The organism is Qipengyuania sp. B-5, assembly GCF_056857815.1.
Genome location: NZ_JBSXNU010000043.1, coordinates 1 through 14,338, shown reverse-complemented (window position 1 = coordinate 14,338; position 14,338 = coordinate 1). Strand labels below are relative to the sequence as shown.

Below are 14,338 nucleotides of genomic sequence, written 5' to 3'. Positions count from 1 at the left end.
GCAGGCACCTTTGGCGGGAAATATTAAAACTCATAAGAGCTCATGCCCGCATCATTACTTCAAGACGCCTTCTCCCGTTGAATCATTATTACGGAAAATCGGCTGCGGATCGGGTCAGGCCGAGTTTTTCAACACAATAGGCCCGTAAGCTGCCCCAGGCGTTCGAGCGAAACCGCCTCTTCCGCCTCGCGCAGTGCCTTCAGCGCAGCCAGTACTGCCGCCTCCTCGCGGCTTTGCTGGTCCGGTGCGCAGCGCTTGCAGGCGCGCAGGCCTGCCGCCTCGGCCGCGTCGCAGTTCGCGTAAAAGCGAACGTTCTCGCGCCTGGGCGCGCGCGCCGGGCAGGAAGGGCGGCAATAGATGCCCGTCGAATGGACACCGGTGACGAAGACGCCGTCGAAGCGCCGGTCCTTTGCCAGCGCAATGCGCCAGCGATCGTCATCGGTCAGGTCCTCGGTTCGGGTCATGGCTTTCATCCTTCATCGCCAATAGCGTTCTTGCAAGCTTGGCAATCGCAAAAGCTGCGGACCGGCGCATCCCGAAGCTTGCGGTCAATGTCGCGGGCCAGCTAAGAGGGCCGCGGATGGGACGACTTCTCTCTCTTATTGCCGCCCCGCTCGCGCTTCTGGCGCCTGCGCTGGCCCATGCCGATCCTGCCGACATCGATGCCGCGGCGCGCGGGGTCGTGCGCGTGGTCATCATCAGCAATGACGGCGAGGAAATCTTCCCGGTCAGCCACGGTACGGGATTTGCGGTCGGACAGGACCTGATCGTCACCAATGCCCATGTCGTCCGCGATGCGATGAACGATGCGGATCTGCGCATCGGCATCGTGCCGAGCGGCGGCGGCGAGGCGGTCTATGGGCAGCTGGCCGCGGTAAACGCCCGCAACGACCTGGCGCTGGTTAAGCTGACGGGCAGCCTGCGCCTCCCCCCACTGGCGCTGGTGGGGCGGCCGATCGAAAGCGCCGCCCAGGTGACGAGCGTGGGCTACCCCATGAACGTCGACCGGGCGCAGGGGCTGGATCTGGCCGACATCTTCCGCTCCATGTCGCCGGTGAAAAGCCTCGGCTATGTTTCGGGCGAACGTCCGAGCCGCCAGTTCGATACGATCCTTCACACCGCGCCGATCGCGCGTGGCAGTTCGGGCGGCCCACTGCTCGATCCCTGCGGCCGTGTGGTCGGGGTCAACAGCTTCGGTGCGGACAATGAAGGCGGCGATGCCGAATTCTTCTTCGCGGTCTCCAACCGCGAACTGGTGCCTTTCCTGCGGGCCAACGGCGTCGAACCCAGGTTGAACGACAATGTCTGCCGCAGTCTCGAGGAACTCGACGCTGCCGAGCAGGAGCGGCTCGAACGCGAGCAGATGGAAGCAATGCAAAGCCTTGCTCAGCGCGCCGAGGAAACCCGCGAACGGCGCGAGCGTGCCCTGCTGAAGGCACAGCTGAGCGTAGCGCAGGACCGCGAGGATCGCATGGCGCTCGCCTTCGTTCTTCTGCTCGCCGCCTTCGGGATCGGCCTCTGGGCGTGGAGCAGGCACGAGCGCTTCGATGCCGGGGCAGAGAATGCAGAACTGCATCGCAGGAAAATCAACATCGCCTTCGGGATTTCCGCCTTCCTGGTCGTGGTCGCCCTCATTGCTTTCCTCACCCGCCCCGGTCTGGACGAGATCGATCGCCGCGTGGCGGCCGAGATGCAGGAAGGCTCCACGGGTTCGGGCGGCAAGGATCCACTCGCGGTGAATTCCAATGGCGATGCCGAGCTGGTGTGCCGCCTCCTACCCGAACGCAGCCGGATCACCAGCGCCGAAGCGCCTGATATCGAGTTCGACTGGACTGCCGAGGGCTGTGTCAACGAACGTACGCAATATGGTTATGCTTCGGGCAGCTGGTCGCGCGTCTTCGTTCCCAATGAAGAGGACGCCGTTTCGGTCAACAGCTTCGACCCCGACCGCCGCATCTTCCGTTCCGAACGTTACCTGCTTTCGCGCAGCGCGATGAGCGAGGCGCGCGAGGCGCGCAGCAAATATACCGCTCCCAAATGCGGAGAGGAAGGCGCGGCCAGCCAGTTGGGCGATCTACAAGGCGAGGTGCTCGGCCAGCTGCCGCAGCAGCCTAACGAACGACTGGTCTATCAGTGCGAGGCGCGCGAGTAGATATATAAGAGGGCCCCAACGGCTACCTGCGCCTCGCGCGTGGAAGAGCCGGCCCGCCGACCCCGCTCCGCCAGAACCTCGCCGCAAGCCCGATATACTGGCCGATCGATGGACTGCCGCACCGAAGTCCCAACATTAAGCCGCTTGACTCGGGTTGCCTTGCTCCACCCCCTTTGCTAGGCGCGCGCCAACCTTGCCGGGGCGATTCATAATCGTCCGATAACGGCTGGGACCGACAGACCCTTTTTTCCGACCCTTAGAGGACGAGAGACGCGTGGATATTTCCGCCGGTATTCAGGCTAGCCTGGCAGGGCGTTATGCCTCGGCCCTATTCGATCTGGCCAGCGAGGCAGGGACCGTCACGGCGGTCGAATCGGACCTCGAAAAGCTCGAGGCCGGTCTTGCCGAATCGCCCGAACTCAAGCTGCTCACCACCAATCCGCGCGTGACGCGCGGTCAGGCCGAAAAGGCGCTGTGGGGTGTATCCGCGATCATGGGCCTTTCCGACCTGACCCAGAAATTCCTCGGCACGCTGGCGCAGAACCGCCGGCTGGGCCAGATTCCGGGCATCATCCGTGCCTTCCGCGCCATCGCCGCCGCCCAGCGCGGGGAGGTTTCCGCCGAAGTCGCCAGCGCCCACGCGCTGACCGACGCGCAGCTTGCCGATCTCAAGAGCAAGCTCACGGCCCGCGAAGGCCGCACTGTCAAACTTTCCACGAAGGTCGACCCCGAACTGCTCGGCGGCCTCGTCGTCACCATCGGATCGAAGCGTATCGACGGCTCGATTCGTACCCGTCTCAATTCGCTCGCCCAGGCCATGAAGGCTTAAAGGACAAAACACATGGATATCCGCGCCGCAGAAATCTCCAAGGTCATCAAGGACCAGATCGCCAACTTCGGTAGCGAAGCCGAAGTCAGCGAAGTCGGTTCCGTTCTCTCGGTCGGTGACGGCATCGCCCGTATCCACGGCCTCGACAACGTGCAGGCCGGCGAGATGATCGAATTCGCCAACGGCGTCCAGGGCATGGCCCTGAACCTCGAAGCCGACAATGTCGGTGCGGTTATCTTCGGCGCCGACACCGAAATCGGCGAAGGCGATACCGTCAAGCGTACCGGCACCATCGTGGACGTTCCCGTCGGCAAGGGCCTGCTCGGCCGCGTGGTCGACGCCCTCGGCAACCCGATCGACGGCAAGGGCCCGATCGAATCGACCGAACGCCGCCGCGTCGAAGTAAAGGCGCCGGGCATCATTCCGCGTGAATCGGTTTCCGAACCCGTGCAGTCGGGCCTCAAGGCCATCGACGCGCTCGTTCCCGTCGGCCGCGGCCAGCGCGAACTTATCATTGGCGACCGTCAGACCGGCAAGTCCGCTGTCGCGATCGACACCTTCATCAACCAGAAGGAACTGAACGCAGGCGACGACGAGAGCAAGAAGCTCTACTGCGTCTACGTTGCGGTCGGCCAGAAGCGTTCGACCGTGGCGCAGATCGTCAAGCAGCTCGAAGAAAACGGCGCGATGGAATATTCGATCGTCGTCGCCGCAACCGCATCGGAGCCCGCTCCGCTGCAGTATCTCGCACCCTACACCGGCTGCGCGATGGGCGAATTCTTCCGCGACAACGGCATGCACGCCGTCATCGTGTATGACGACCTTTCCAAGCAGGCCGTGGCCTATCGCCAGATGTCGCTGCTGCTTCGTCGTCCTCCGGGCCGTGAAGCCTATCCGGGCGACGTGTTCTACCTCCACAGCCGCCTGCTCGAGCGCGCGGCCAAGATGAGCAAGGCCAATGGCGGCGGTTCGCTGACCGCGCTGCCGATCATCGAAACGCAGGCGGGCGACGTGTCGGCCTATATCCCGACCAACGTGATCTCGATCACAGACGGCCAGATCTTCCTCGAAACCGACCTGTTCTACCAGGGCATCCGTCCGGCCATCAATGTCGGCCTTTCGGTCAGCCGTGTGGGCGGTGCCGCCCAGACCAAGGCGATGAAGAAGGTTTCGGGCTCGATGAAGCTCGACCTCGCGCAGTACCGTGAAATGGCCGCCTTCGCGCAGTTCGGTTCGGACCTCGACGCCGCTACGCAGAAGCTGCTCAACCGCGGTGCCCGCCTGACCGAGCTGCTCAAGCAGCCGCAGTTCTCGCCCATGCCCTTCGAAGAACAGACCGTTTCGATCTTCGCCGGCACCAACGGCTACCTCGACGATGTCGCGGTGGAACGCGTGACCGACTACGAAGAACAGATGCTCAGCTACATGCGTTCAGAGCACGGCGACGTTCTCGAAACCATCCGCACCACCGGCAAGTTCGAAGACGATGTGAAGGACAAGGTCGTCGACGCGCTCAAGACCTTCGCCAAGCAGTTCGCCTGAGACCCACGAGACTAACAGGGAGCCGTCATGGCCTCGCTTAAAGAACTCAAGGGCCGGATCAACTCGGTCAAGTCGACCCAGAAGATCACCAAGGCCAAGCAGATGGTCGCTGCGGCCAAGCTGCGCCGTGCGCAGGCCGCTGCCGAAGCCGCGCGTCCCTATGCCGAACGGCTGTCGGGCGTGATGGCCTCGCTCGCCGGCAAGGTGAGTGGCGACAGTGCGCCCAAGCTGCTGCGCGGCACCGGTTCGGACCAGCGCCACCTGCTGGTCGTCGTGAACACCGACAAGGGCCTGTGCGGCGGTCTCAACGCCAGCATCGTCAAGGCCGCCAAGGTCAAGGCGCGGGCGCTGATCGCCGAAGGCAAGGACGTGGAGTTCTATCTCGTCGGCAAGAAAGGCCGTGCACCCATCAAGCGCGACTATGCAGACCGGATCAAGAAGCATTACGACACCTCGAACGTGCGCCAGCCGGGCTTCGAGGAAGCCGAGGAAATCGCCGACGATCTGATCGCCCGCTTCGAGAGCGGCGAATTCGATGTTGCGCACCTTGTCTACCCCATCTTCAAATCCGCGCTTGCGCAGGATCCCACGGTCGACCAGCTCATTCCCGTTCCGGCGCCGGAAGGCGAAGGCACCGGCGGCGATGCCGTGGTCGAATACGAGCCGGGCGAAGAGGAAATCCTCGAAGAGCTGCTGCCGCGCTATGTGAAGACGCAGCTGTTCGGCGCACTGCTCGAGCGTGAGGCGTCGGAACAGGGCGCTTCGATGACTGCTATGGACAATGCCACACGCAACGCGGGCGAGCTGATCCAGAAGCTGACGATCCAGTACAACCGCAGCCGCCAGGCCGCCATCACCACCGAGCTGATCGAAATCATCGCCGGTGCGGAAGCCCTTTAAAGGAAGCCACAAGTGAAGAAACTCGCCCTCCTCCTTCCGATTTTCGCACTCGCCGCTTGCGGCGAAGAGTCTGCGCCCGAACCGGCTGCCACTGAAGTGGCTGCGCCAGAACCCGAGAGCACGCTTCCTCCGCCCGACCAGGCTTTCTTCAAGCGGACCTTCGCCGAAACCTGTGAAGGCGCGGAACCGGTCAACGAAGCCATCTGCCGCCGTGCGATGGGTGCCGATACCGTCTCGTGCGAATTCAGCCTCGGCGAAGACGAATACCTGCGTCACGAAGCCACTCTGGCCGCCAACGAAGACAATACCGATTGGATGCTGGAAGACGCCGAAAACCTTTGTGCCGAGCACGGCGCTCACCACCAAGACTCCTGAGCCAGTAGGATACCGATATCATGGCCACCGCACCCAAACTTAACCAGAGCCCCAACGGCACCATCGCCCAGGTCATCGGCGCCGTCGTCGACGTCGCCTTCCCGGGTGAACTGCCGCCGATCCTGACCGCGCTGGAGACGAAGAACGGCGACAACACGCTCGTTCTCGAAGTCGCACAGCACCTCGGTGAAAACACCGTGCGCACGATCGCGATGGACGGCACCGACGGCCTGACCCGCGGGCAGGAAGTCATCAATACCGGCGCCCAGATCTCGGTCCCCGTCGGACCGAAGACGCTCGGCCGCATCATGAACGTTATCGGCGAGCCGATCGACGAGCGCGGCCCGGTCGGTGCAGAACGCACCATGCCCATCCACGCGGAAGCCCCGCTGTTCGTCGACCAGTCGACCGAAGCGGCCATCCTCGTAACCGGCATCAAGGTCATCGACCTGCTCGCGCCCTATGCGCGTGGCGGCAAGATCGGCCTGTTCGGCGGTGCCGGCGTCGGCAAGACCGTGCTGATCCAGGAACTGATCAACAACATCGCCAAGGGTCACGGCGGCGTGTCCGTCTTCGCCGGCGTGGGTGAACGTACCCGCGAAGGTAACGACCTCTACCACGAATTCCTCGACGCTGGCGTCATCGCCAAGAACGAAGCTGGCGAAGCCATCTCTGAAGGCTCGAAGGTCGCACTGGTCTTCGGCCAGATGAACGAACCTCCGGGCGCACGTGCCCGCGTCGCCTTGTCGGGTCTGACGATGGCGGAATATTTCCGTGACGAGGAAGGCCAGGACGTCCTGTTCTTCGTCGACAACATCTTCCGCTTCACGCAGGCCGGTTCGGAAGTGTCCGCACTGCTCGGCCGTATTCCTTCGGCCGTGGGCTATCAGCCGACCCTGTCGACCGACATGGGTAACCTGCAGGAACGCATCACCTCGACCACCAAGGGTTCGATTACCTCGGTCCAGGCCATCTACGTTCCCGCCGACGACCTTACCGACCCGGCACCGGCAACCTCGTTCGCCCACCTTGACGCGACGACCACCCTGTCCCGCGCCATCTCCGAGCTCGGCATCTACCCGGCAGTCGACCCGCTCGACTCGACCAGCCGCGTTCTGGAACCGCGCGTCGTCGGCCAGGAACACTACGAAACCGCCCGCCGCGTCCAGGAAACGCTCCAGAAGTACAAGAGCCTCCAGGACATCATCGCCATCCTCGGTATGGACGAACTAAGCGAAGAAGATAAGCTGACCGTGGCCCGCGCCCGCAAGATCCAGCGCTTCCTTTCGCAGCCGTTCCACGTGGCCGAAGTCTTCACCAACATCCCGGGTGTGTTCGTTCAGCTGGAAGACACGGTGAAGTCGTTCAAGGCTGTCGTCGACGGCGAATACGACCACCTGCCGGAAAGCGCCTTCTATATGGTTGGCGGTATCGACCAGGCGGTCGAGAAGGCCAAGAAGCTCGCCGAGGAATCGTAAGGATATGGCCCTTCACTTCGAACTCGTCACGCCGGAAAAACTGGTCCGCTCGGAAGACGTCCACATGGTCGTCGTGCCCGGTGCGGAAGGCGATTTCGGCGTGCTCGAGGGCCACGCGCCTTTCATGTCCACCATCCACGATGGCGACGTGCAGGTGTACAAGACCGAAGGCTCTGCCCCCGAGACGATCGAAGTGCGCGGCGGCTTCGCCGAAGTCAGCGAAAAGGGTCTCACGGTTCTGGCGGAACACGTCGAAGGCTGAGCCTGCGCATCGATTAGAGCATTTGAAGGGCGGCCCGTTTGGGTCGCCCTTTTTGCTTCCAGTTGGGGGTAATGCCAATTCGCAACTTTCCCGGTCCGTAAGTGCGGGATAACCCAGCAGGATGGTGCTTCGCGGAATTTCATTCGGCTATCTGACGGTCATAGCGATTGCCCTTGCCGCTGCATCCTTGCCCCTACCCGACAACAGCCGGGGCAACTCGTTCGTTACGATAGCGGTTCTCGTCATTCCGCTTTTCATCTGCGCGCAGCCACTTCGCCTGATGCTGAAACGTCATCCATCACCCACGCGCCAGCTCGTCAGCGATGTGCGGGAGCACTGGCCCAAGCTACTATGGGCAGTTGCCCTCTACCTTTCGCTTGCAGTCACGCTCGAAGCGTTCAGCGGGATCAAGAAATCGATCCCCTTCGTGATACCGTTCTACCTTGATCCCTTCCTGATCGAACTCGACCGGTTCCTGTTCTTCGGAACCGATCCATGGAGGATCACCTACGCCCTGTTCGATTGGGCGACACAACCGATAGTTTGGCTCTATAACGCATGGCACTTCGTTCACATCGGTTTGGCGGTCTGGGTGGCTTTCTCGTTCGACGAGATCCAGAAGATCCGCTTTACCCTGCTCTTGCAGTTTATCTGGCTGGCGCTTGGCGGGGGGGGCAGCCATGCTGATGTCATCGGTTGGGCCCGTAATGGTCGGAGACTTCTTCGCCGATCGCAGTTTCGATCCCATGCTCTCGGTCCTGCAACAACGTGCTCCGTCAGTCATCGGGATCAAGGACGCCTTGATCGCGACCATGGATAACCCGCTTTTGATCAGCGGTATCTCCGCCATGCCATCGATCCACGTCGCAATTGCCGTCGCCGCGGCTCTGTGGATTCAAAGGTATCGGGTGAAAGTGCTCACCCTCGTCGGCTGGGCCTATGCAGCAGCCATCTACATCGGATCGATCCACCTGGGCTGGCACTACGCGACCGACGGCCTCGTTTCCGCACCGCTAGTGCTGCTCGTCTGGTGGCTTGCAGGCAAATATCTCGGCTGGTTAGAGGGACGTGAATTAACGCTTGGCCGACGCCCTGTGCTTTATTCCAAAACCGACCGGTAGAACACGTTTCGACCAACAGCAGTCGGGAGCCGACAAGCGATTTTACACTTCGCGCGCCCGCAGGCATACCGACAGATCTGCAAGGAGGGACGCACAGCATGAAATGCGTATCGACACTCGCCATTGGCGCAGCCATGGCATTTGGAATGAGTAGCGTGACAATGGCACAAGACGGCGTGCCCGGCCCAGAAGAAGATCCGCATATCTGGCTGGAAGAGGCCCGCAGCGACGAAGCGCTGGCGTGGGTCGAAGCGGAGAACGAGCGGACTACTGCACATATGACCGCCGATCCGCGTTTCGAGCAACTCAAGGCCGAAGCGTTGGCAATCTACGACAGCGAAGACAAGATTCCTTACGTGTCGTTCCGCCCGGATGGCCTCTACAACTTCTGGCAGGACAAGCAGAATCCGAAGGGTGTGCTTCGGCGCACTACCCTGGAAAGCTATCGCAGCGATGAAACCGTATGGGAAACCGTACTGGATATCGACGCACTTGCCGCTGCCGAAGGCAAGGAATGGGTTTACAAGGGTTCGACCTGCCTGCCGCCGGAAATGCGCTATTGCATGATTGCCCTGTCCGACGGGGGCAAGGACGCCACCATCTTGCGCGAATTCGACATGCAAACGCGGAGCTTCGTGGAAGGCGGCTTCGTCATCGACAGCGAAAGCCAGGGCGGTATCGAATGGCTCGACCGCGATACCTTGCTGGTTAGCCGGGACTTTGGCGAAGGCACGCTCACAGAAAGCGAATATCCCTTCACCACCCGCCTCTGGAAACGCGGAACTGAGCTGTCCAGCGCCCCGGAAATCTACCGCGGCGAACCGGACGACGTGTGGGCGGGTGCAAGCCTGCTGCGCGATTCCGCGGGCACTGTGCATGGTTACACCGCCATGCGCGGAACCTCCTTCCATGACCGCGCCTGGTATCTGCAACAGAACGGCGAATGGGTCAGGCTGGAAATGCCGGAGAAGTCATCGCTCGGCGGAATTATCGATGGCCAGATGCTGTTCTCCACCGATGTCGACTGGACGGTCGGCGACCAGACCTTCCCGGCAGATGCCCTGATTTCCGCGAATCTGGAAGAGTGGCTGGCCGATCCCAACGGTGCGGAAAAGACGCTCGTCTGGGCACCGGGTGACCGCCAGACGAAACAGGGTGGCGGATCGACTGCCAGCAGCGCCTATATCAACATCCTCGACAACGTGATCGGCAAGGTTCTGAAGTTCGATTACGAAGACGGACAGTGGGTCAGCAGCGAAATAGCCCTGCCCGACAATGCCACGGTTGGTGTCGCGGCAACATCGAACGAATCCGAAGACATCATGTATTCGGTGACCAATTTCCTTGAACCCAGTGCGCTCTATTATTCCGACGGATCTTCAACTCCGGAAATCATCAAGACTTCGCCCGCTTATTTCGATCCCGCGGGCATGGAAGTCGAGCAGTTCGAAGCGATCAGCAAGGACGGGACCAAGATCCCCTACTTCCTCGTCAAACCCGAGGGCATGGTGATGGACGGGAGCACTGCCACGCTCCTGACCGGTTATGGCGGCTTCCAGGTTCCCCGCCTGCCCGGCTACCTTGGAACGACTGGCAAGCTGTGGCTCGAAAAGGGTGGCGCCTATGTCCTCGCGAACATGCGCGGCGGCGGCGAGTTCGGCCCGATGTGGCACCAGACCGCCATCCGAGAGAACAAGCAGCGCACCTGGGATGACTTCATTGCCGTCGCCGAGGATCTGGTGAAACGCGGCATAACCTCGCCCGACCATCTGGGCATCCAGGGCGGTTCGCAGGGCGGCCTGCTGGTCGGTACGGCTTTCACCCAACGGCCCGATCTGTTCGATGCCGCAATCGTCCAGATTCCGCTCTTCGACATGCTCCGCTATCACCTGATCGGCCGGGGCGCTTCTTGGATTGGCGAATATGGCGATCCCCGTATCCCAGAGCAGCGCGCCTGGATCGAAGGCTATTCGCCCTACCAGAAGCTGGTCGAGGGCGTGGACTATCCCGAACCGTTCCTGTGGGCCTCGACCGCCGACGATCGCACCCATCCTGCGCATGCGCGCAAGGGTGCCGCGAAGCTGAAGGCACTCGGCCAGCCATACTGGTATTACGAGGAAACTACGGGCGGCCATTCTGGCGGTGTGGACAACGAACAACGCGCCCAGCTTCAGGCGCTGCAGATGGTTTATCTGATGCAGCGTTTGATGTACGACAACCCGGCCGAATAAAATGTGTCCGACGCTTGGCGGAGGGACGGCGACCGCAGACTGAACCTATCTTGCGTAATGACGGTTCTACTACGAGCGCCGAATCGTTCGCGTCAACATTTGATCAACGCCTGATTGTCTAGAGAAACGAATCTGTGGCCGAAGCGGGGATCGGAAAAACGTCATGATGATCGAGAACGACAGGAGCATTTTGCAAACCCTCCTGTCGTCGGGCCGGTTCTTCCCGCTTCTGTTCCTCCTCGCCATTGTCCCGGTCCTGAATGGCTGGGCGAGTTATGTCACCCCGCATCTGGTCGTGCACATGCCGTTCCTCGTGCTGTGCCAGTGGCTGATACTCGGCATCTTCTTCGCACTCTCGACAACTAAGTCGATCACGGTCGTCCGTCCGGCAAATGCCAATCTGTTAGCGGCTCTGACGATCGTCGGGGTTTCGATCTTCTCGGCAAAGTTTACTGCACCGAGCGAGAGCGCCGCCACCTACTACCTGACGAGCACGGTTGCGCATCTCCTGATGGCTTGGCTGGTTTATTCCGCCTATGTCTCGCGCCGGGCAGAAGAGGTCAGGGCGCTCTTCTTTGCAATCCTTGTCGGCATCACGCTGCAATTCATCCTCGCCTACGTCGTTATCGCCTTCGAATCCGGCAACCCTGCCTATGACTGGCGAAGATTCTATGTCGGCGTGTCTAACGTCCGCCACCTCGGCTATCTGGCCACTATACACGTCGCGCTCGCTGCCGGGCTTCTGACGACCTCCGACAGGCGGGGGGAACGCTTCATATTCGCGCTATTCCTGCTCTTCGGTCTGACCTTTGCCAACTTGACCGGCGGACGGGCGGCGATCCTTGCAGCGCTGGGAGCCGCGCTCTTCTGTGCAATCGTTGGCGACAAGTCGCGGCGCAAGGCCAATCTATGGCTGATTCTTGCGCTGTTTGCCGCCTCCATACCGCTCTCGATGATTCATGTGCCGCCTGGAGACCACTGGGGCGTCGACCGGTTGTTCCTGACCCTCGCGGGACAGACAGACACGGTGAATATGGGCGAGGGCAGAATGTTGCTGTGGGAGCGTGCCATCGAGCGTTTCGTGGAACACCCGCTCATCGGCTACGGGGTGGGGCAATTCCGCTATATGGTACGCGACCTGTGGGTCGCCAATCATCCGCATAACACGGTGCTTCAATCGCTGGTACAATGGGGCCTGATCGGAACCGCAGCAGCAGCCGTCCTCCTGTGGACCGCCTTGCGCGGCAGCGTATCGGGAGTACTCAACGCACCCAAACGCTTCGTGACACCCGTCGCGGTCGTACTCGGTGTTGGCGCGGTCTCCGTACTCGACGGACCGTTATACTATCCCTTTCCGGCCATGATCTTCGTGATCGCATGCGCGCTGATAAAAGCGGCATCCGATGCGCGGAGCGAACCAGCGGCGAGCATACGCTGAACCGCACCACGCAGCCGTGTGAAGCGGCGGGTCGCTCAGTCTTCCGGTTCCTTGCCCTTTTTCTCCGCAGCCTTTTTCTTCTTCATCGCGTCGTGAAAGCGATCGGCCCAGCCCGGCTTTACCAGCTGTTCGGCCCGCACCATGCGTAGCTCTCCCGCCGCCACATCACGGCTCACGGCGCTGCCCGCTGCCACGATTGCATCCGCACCGATGGATACCGGCGCGATCAACGAGCTGTTGCTGCCGATAAAGGCACGTTCGCCGATCCTGGTCTGATGCTTGAAATAACCGTCATAATTGCAGGTAATGGTCCCTGCCCCGATATTCGCGCCCGCCCCCACAGAGGCATCGCCCAGATAACTCAGGTGATTGGCTTTCGCGCCTTCGCCCAGCGTGGCCTTTTTCATCTCGACGAAGTTTCCGACCTTGGACGCCTTCTCCATGACAGCGCCCGGACGCAGGCGGGCATAGGGACCCACTTCGCAATCCTCCCCGACATGTGCGCCCTCAAGGTGGCTGAATGCGCGGATACGTGCGCCGCGCTCGACCTTCACCCCGGGGCCGAAAACGACATTGGGTTCGATCGTCACATCGGTAGCGAGTTCGGTATCGTAACTGAAGAACACCGTATCTGGGGCTTTCAACGTGACACCATTCTCCAGCGCCTCCTCCCGCCGCAATTCCTGCCACTGACGCTCCGCCGCGGCGAGTTCCTTGCGTGAATTGATGCCGAGTACCTCTTCCGGCTTATCCGCCACTACGGCAGCGCAAGTGTGCCCTTCCCGTACCGCTACGTTGACGATGTCGGGAAGGTAATATTCTCCCTGCGCATTATCGTTGTCGACGCGCTCCAGCAGGTCGAAAAGGTCCTTGCCGCGTGCAGCCATCAGACCCGAATTGCATAGCCGTGTGGCGCGTTCCGCTTCGTTTGCGTCCTTGAACTCGACCATTTTTTCGATCGTCATGTCGGAATGCGTGATGACGCGGCCGTATTGCAGCGCATCGTCCGGCTCGAAACCGAGCACGACCACTGCAGTTTCGTCATGTGCGCGTAATCTTTCGAGCATTCCGATGATGGTTTTGGCGGTAATGAAGGGTGCGTCACCCAGTAACATGATCACATCGCCTTCGAACCCGGCCAGCTCATCCTTGGCCTGCGCCACTGCGTGCCCCGTTCCGAGCTGCGGCTCCTGCACTACGCAGATCGCGCGATCGGAAACTTGATCGATGACCTGTTCACGTTCGTCGCCTACGATGACGATTGTCTTGGCGGGCTCTAGTATCTGCACCTGGGCCATAAGATGCTCGATAATCGGCCTTCCTGCGATATTGTGGAGGACCTTGTGAAGCTTGCTTTTGAGGCGCGAGCCCTTGCCGGCTGCAAGGATGACGACGGCGAATTCACGGCTTTTGTTCATGGGATGGCGCCATGCCACCAATCGCTTGCAGTTTGAAGAACCATCCTGCACTTCCGGCCGGATGGCTGATTTTCCCTTCGATATTGTCGCTTTCGACCTTGATGGCACCCTTCTCGAAACGCATCGCGATCTCGGCACGGCCGTAAACCACGCGCTGGCGTTCGCGGGTTTTGCCGCAGTGCCGATCGACAGCGCGAGCGACCTGATCGGCGGCGGGGCGAAAATCATGCTGAAACAGGCCGTAGATGCGCAGGGTGGCATGTCGCACGAAGAGTTTCGCGATGTATACAAAGTAATGCTGGCCTATTACGGCGAGAATTACGCGGTCCACACTCGCCCCTATCCTCACGCTGTCGAGACGCTGGACGAATTGGCTGGCCGCGGTGTGCGCCTCGGGGTCGTTACCAACAAGTTCGAAGGCTTCGCCTGGGGCATTCTCGATACACTTGGTCTAGGCCCTGTTGACAAACTGGATTCACAATCGCTGCGAGATGTGATTCAAGATAGCTTTTGCGGAGGTTATCTTGGCGCGGTTGCTGATGGAGGATGCCGAGTGGGCATTCTTTGAACCCTTTTTGATAGCGATCCGGGG

Annotated in this window: 14 protein-coding genes; 12 read left to right on the top strand and 2 right to left on the bottom strand. The window is 61.1% G+C overall.

Annotated features, from left to right (window positions below):
* Nucleotides 1-128 precede the first annotated feature (128 nt).
* Complete coding sequence (locus tag AC13CE_RS07405) at nucleotides 129-464, bottom strand: Ada metal-binding domain-containing protein (RefSeq protein ID WP_482972038.1); 336 nt, start codon at nucleotides 462-464, stop codon at nucleotides 129-131.
* 38 nt (nucleotides 465-502) lie between these two features.
* On the opposite strand from AC13CE_RS07405, the gene AC13CE_RS07400 reads away from it, so the two are divergent.
* From AC13CE_RS07400 to AC13CE_RS07350, 11 genes are all read left to right on the top strand, one after another.
* Nucleotides 503-2,152 carry a S1 family peptidase gene (locus tag AC13CE_RS07400; protein ID WP_482972037.1) on the top strand — a complete coding sequence of 550 codons (1,650 nt, stop codon included), beginning with the start codon at nucleotides 503-505 and terminating at the stop codon, nucleotides 2,150-2,152.
* 274 nt (nucleotides 2,153-2,426) lie between these two features.
* Nucleotides 2,427-2,981: a F0F1 ATP synthase subunit delta gene (locus AC13CE_RS07395; protein WP_221539179.1), complete on the top strand. Its 555-nt coding sequence runs from the start codon at nucleotides 2,427-2,429 to the stop codon at nucleotides 2,979-2,981.
* A 12-nt stretch (nucleotides 2,982-2,993) separates the two neighbouring features.
* Entirely contained in the window at nucleotides 2,994-4,523 is a 1,530-nt protein-coding gene (atpA, locus tag AC13CE_RS07390) for a F0F1 ATP synthase subunit alpha (RefSeq protein ID WP_221539181.1), read from the top strand.
* A 27-nt stretch (nucleotides 4,524-4,550) separates the two neighbouring features.
* The gene (locus tag AC13CE_RS07385; RefSeq protein WP_482972036.1) at nucleotides 4,551-5,423 is read left to right on the top strand and encodes a F0F1 ATP synthase subunit gamma; all 873 of its coding nucleotides are present in this window, start codon (nucleotides 4,551-4,553) and stop codon (nucleotides 5,421-5,423) included.
* A gap of 12 nt (nucleotides 5,424-5,435) precedes the next feature.
* Complete coding sequence (locus AC13CE_RS07380) at nucleotides 5,436-5,798, top strand: hypothetical protein (RefSeq protein ID WP_482972035.1); 363 nt, start codon at nucleotides 5,436-5,438, stop codon at nucleotides 5,796-5,798.
* Between the two features lie 20 nt (nucleotides 5,799-5,818).
* Nucleotides 5,819-7,276 (top strand): F0F1 ATP synthase subunit beta, encoded by a 1,458-nt coding sequence (gene atpD, locus AC13CE_RS07375; protein WP_221539188.1) that lies wholly within the window; start codon nucleotides 5,819-5,821, stop codon nucleotides 7,274-7,276.
* A 4-nt stretch (nucleotides 7,277-7,280) separates the two neighbouring features.
* The gene (locus AC13CE_RS07370) at nucleotides 7,281-7,538 is read left to right on the top strand and encodes an ATP synthase F1 subunit epsilon (protein WP_221539190.1); all 258 of its coding nucleotides are present in this window, start codon (nucleotides 7,281-7,283) and stop codon (nucleotides 7,536-7,538) included.
* A gap of 121 nt (nucleotides 7,539-7,659) precedes the next feature.
* Complete coding sequence (locus AC13CE_RS07365; RefSeq protein ID WP_482972040.1) at nucleotides 7,660-8,358, top strand: hypothetical protein; 699 nt, start codon at nucleotides 7,660-7,662, stop codon at nucleotides 8,356-8,358.
* Nucleotides 8,246-8,659 (top strand): phosphatase PAP2 family protein, encoded by a 414-nt coding sequence (locus AC13CE_RS07360; protein WP_482972039.1) that lies wholly within the window; start codon nucleotides 8,246-8,248, stop codon nucleotides 8,657-8,659. The genes AC13CE_RS07365 and AC13CE_RS07360 overlap by 113 nt, the downstream gene beginning before the upstream one ends.
* A gap of 98 nt (nucleotides 8,660-8,757) precedes the next feature.
* A complete protein-coding gene (locus AC13CE_RS07355) occupies nucleotides 8,758-10,890 on the top strand; it encodes a prolyl oligopeptidase family serine peptidase (RefSeq protein ID WP_482972034.1) in 2,133 nt (710 codons plus the stop codon).
* 163 nt (nucleotides 10,891-11,053) lie between these two features.
* The gene (locus AC13CE_RS07350) at nucleotides 11,054-12,328 is read left to right on the top strand and encodes an O-antigen ligase family protein (RefSeq protein ID WP_482972033.1); all 1,275 of its coding nucleotides are present in this window, start codon (nucleotides 11,054-11,056) and stop codon (nucleotides 12,326-12,328) included.
* A 35-nt stretch (nucleotides 12,329-12,363) separates the two neighbouring features.
* Here the strand turns inward: AC13CE_RS07350 and glmU are convergent, their stop codons facing one another.
* On the bottom strand, nucleotides 12,364-13,746 hold the full coding sequence (gene glmU, locus AC13CE_RS07345; protein WP_482972032.1) for a bifunctional UDP-N-acetylglucosamine diphosphorylase/glucosamine-1-phosphate N-acetyltransferase GlmU: 1,383 nt from the start codon (nucleotides 13,744-13,746) through the stop codon (nucleotides 12,364-12,366).
* Nucleotides 13,747-13,807: 61 nt separating this feature from the next.
* On the opposite strand from glmU, the gene AC13CE_RS07340 reads away from it, so the two are divergent.
* Nucleotides 13,808-14,314 carry an HAD family hydrolase gene (locus AC13CE_RS07340; protein ID WP_482972031.1) on the top strand — a complete coding sequence of 169 codons (507 nt, stop codon included), beginning with the start codon at nucleotides 13,808-13,810 and terminating at the stop codon, nucleotides 14,312-14,314.
* Nucleotides 14,315-14,338: the final 24 nt, after the last annotated feature.

Excerpts from the sequence above, each read along its gene's own strand:
- AC13CE_RS07405 (WP_482972038.1), bottom strand. The coding sequence starts at position 464 with ATGACCCGAACCGAGGACCTGACCGATGACGATCGCTGGCGCATTGCG.
- atpA (WP_221539181.1), top strand. The coding sequence starts at position 2,994 with ATGGATATCCGCGCCGCAGAAATCTCCAAGGTCATCAAGGACCAGATC.
- AC13CE_RS07385 (WP_482972036.1), top strand. The coding sequence starts at position 4,551 with ATGGCCTCGCTTAAAGAACTCAAGGGCCGGATCAACTCGGTCAAGTCG.
- atpD (WP_221539188.1), top strand. The coding sequence starts at position 5,819 with ATGGCCACCGCACCCAAACTTAACCAGAGCCCCAACGGCACCATCGCC.
- AC13CE_RS07370 (WP_221539190.1), top strand. The coding sequence starts at position 7,281 with ATGGCCCTTCACTTCGAACTCGTCACGCCGGAAAAACTGGTCCGCTCG.
- AC13CE_RS07365 (WP_482972040.1), top strand. The coding sequence starts at position 7,660 with ATGGTGCTTCGCGGAATTTCATTCGGCTATCTGACGGTCATAGCGATT.
- AC13CE_RS07360 (WP_482972039.1), top strand. The coding sequence starts at position 8,246 with ATGGTCGGAGACTTCTTCGCCGATCGCAGTTTCGATCCCATGCTCTCG.
- AC13CE_RS07355 (WP_482972034.1), top strand. The coding sequence starts at position 8,758 with ATGAAATGCGTATCGACACTCGCCATTGGCGCAGCCATGGCATTTGGA.
- AC13CE_RS07350 (WP_482972033.1), top strand. The coding sequence starts at position 11,054 with ATGATGATCGAGAACGACAGGAGCATTTTGCAAACCCTCCTGTCGTCG.
- glmU (WP_482972032.1), bottom strand. The coding sequence starts at position 13,746 with ATGAACAAAAGCCGTGAATTCGCCGTCGTCATCCTTGCAGCCGGCAAG.
- AC13CE_RS07340 (WP_482972031.1), top strand. The coding sequence starts at position 13,808 with ATGGCTGATTTTCCCTTCGATATTGTCGCTTTCGACCTTGATGGCACC.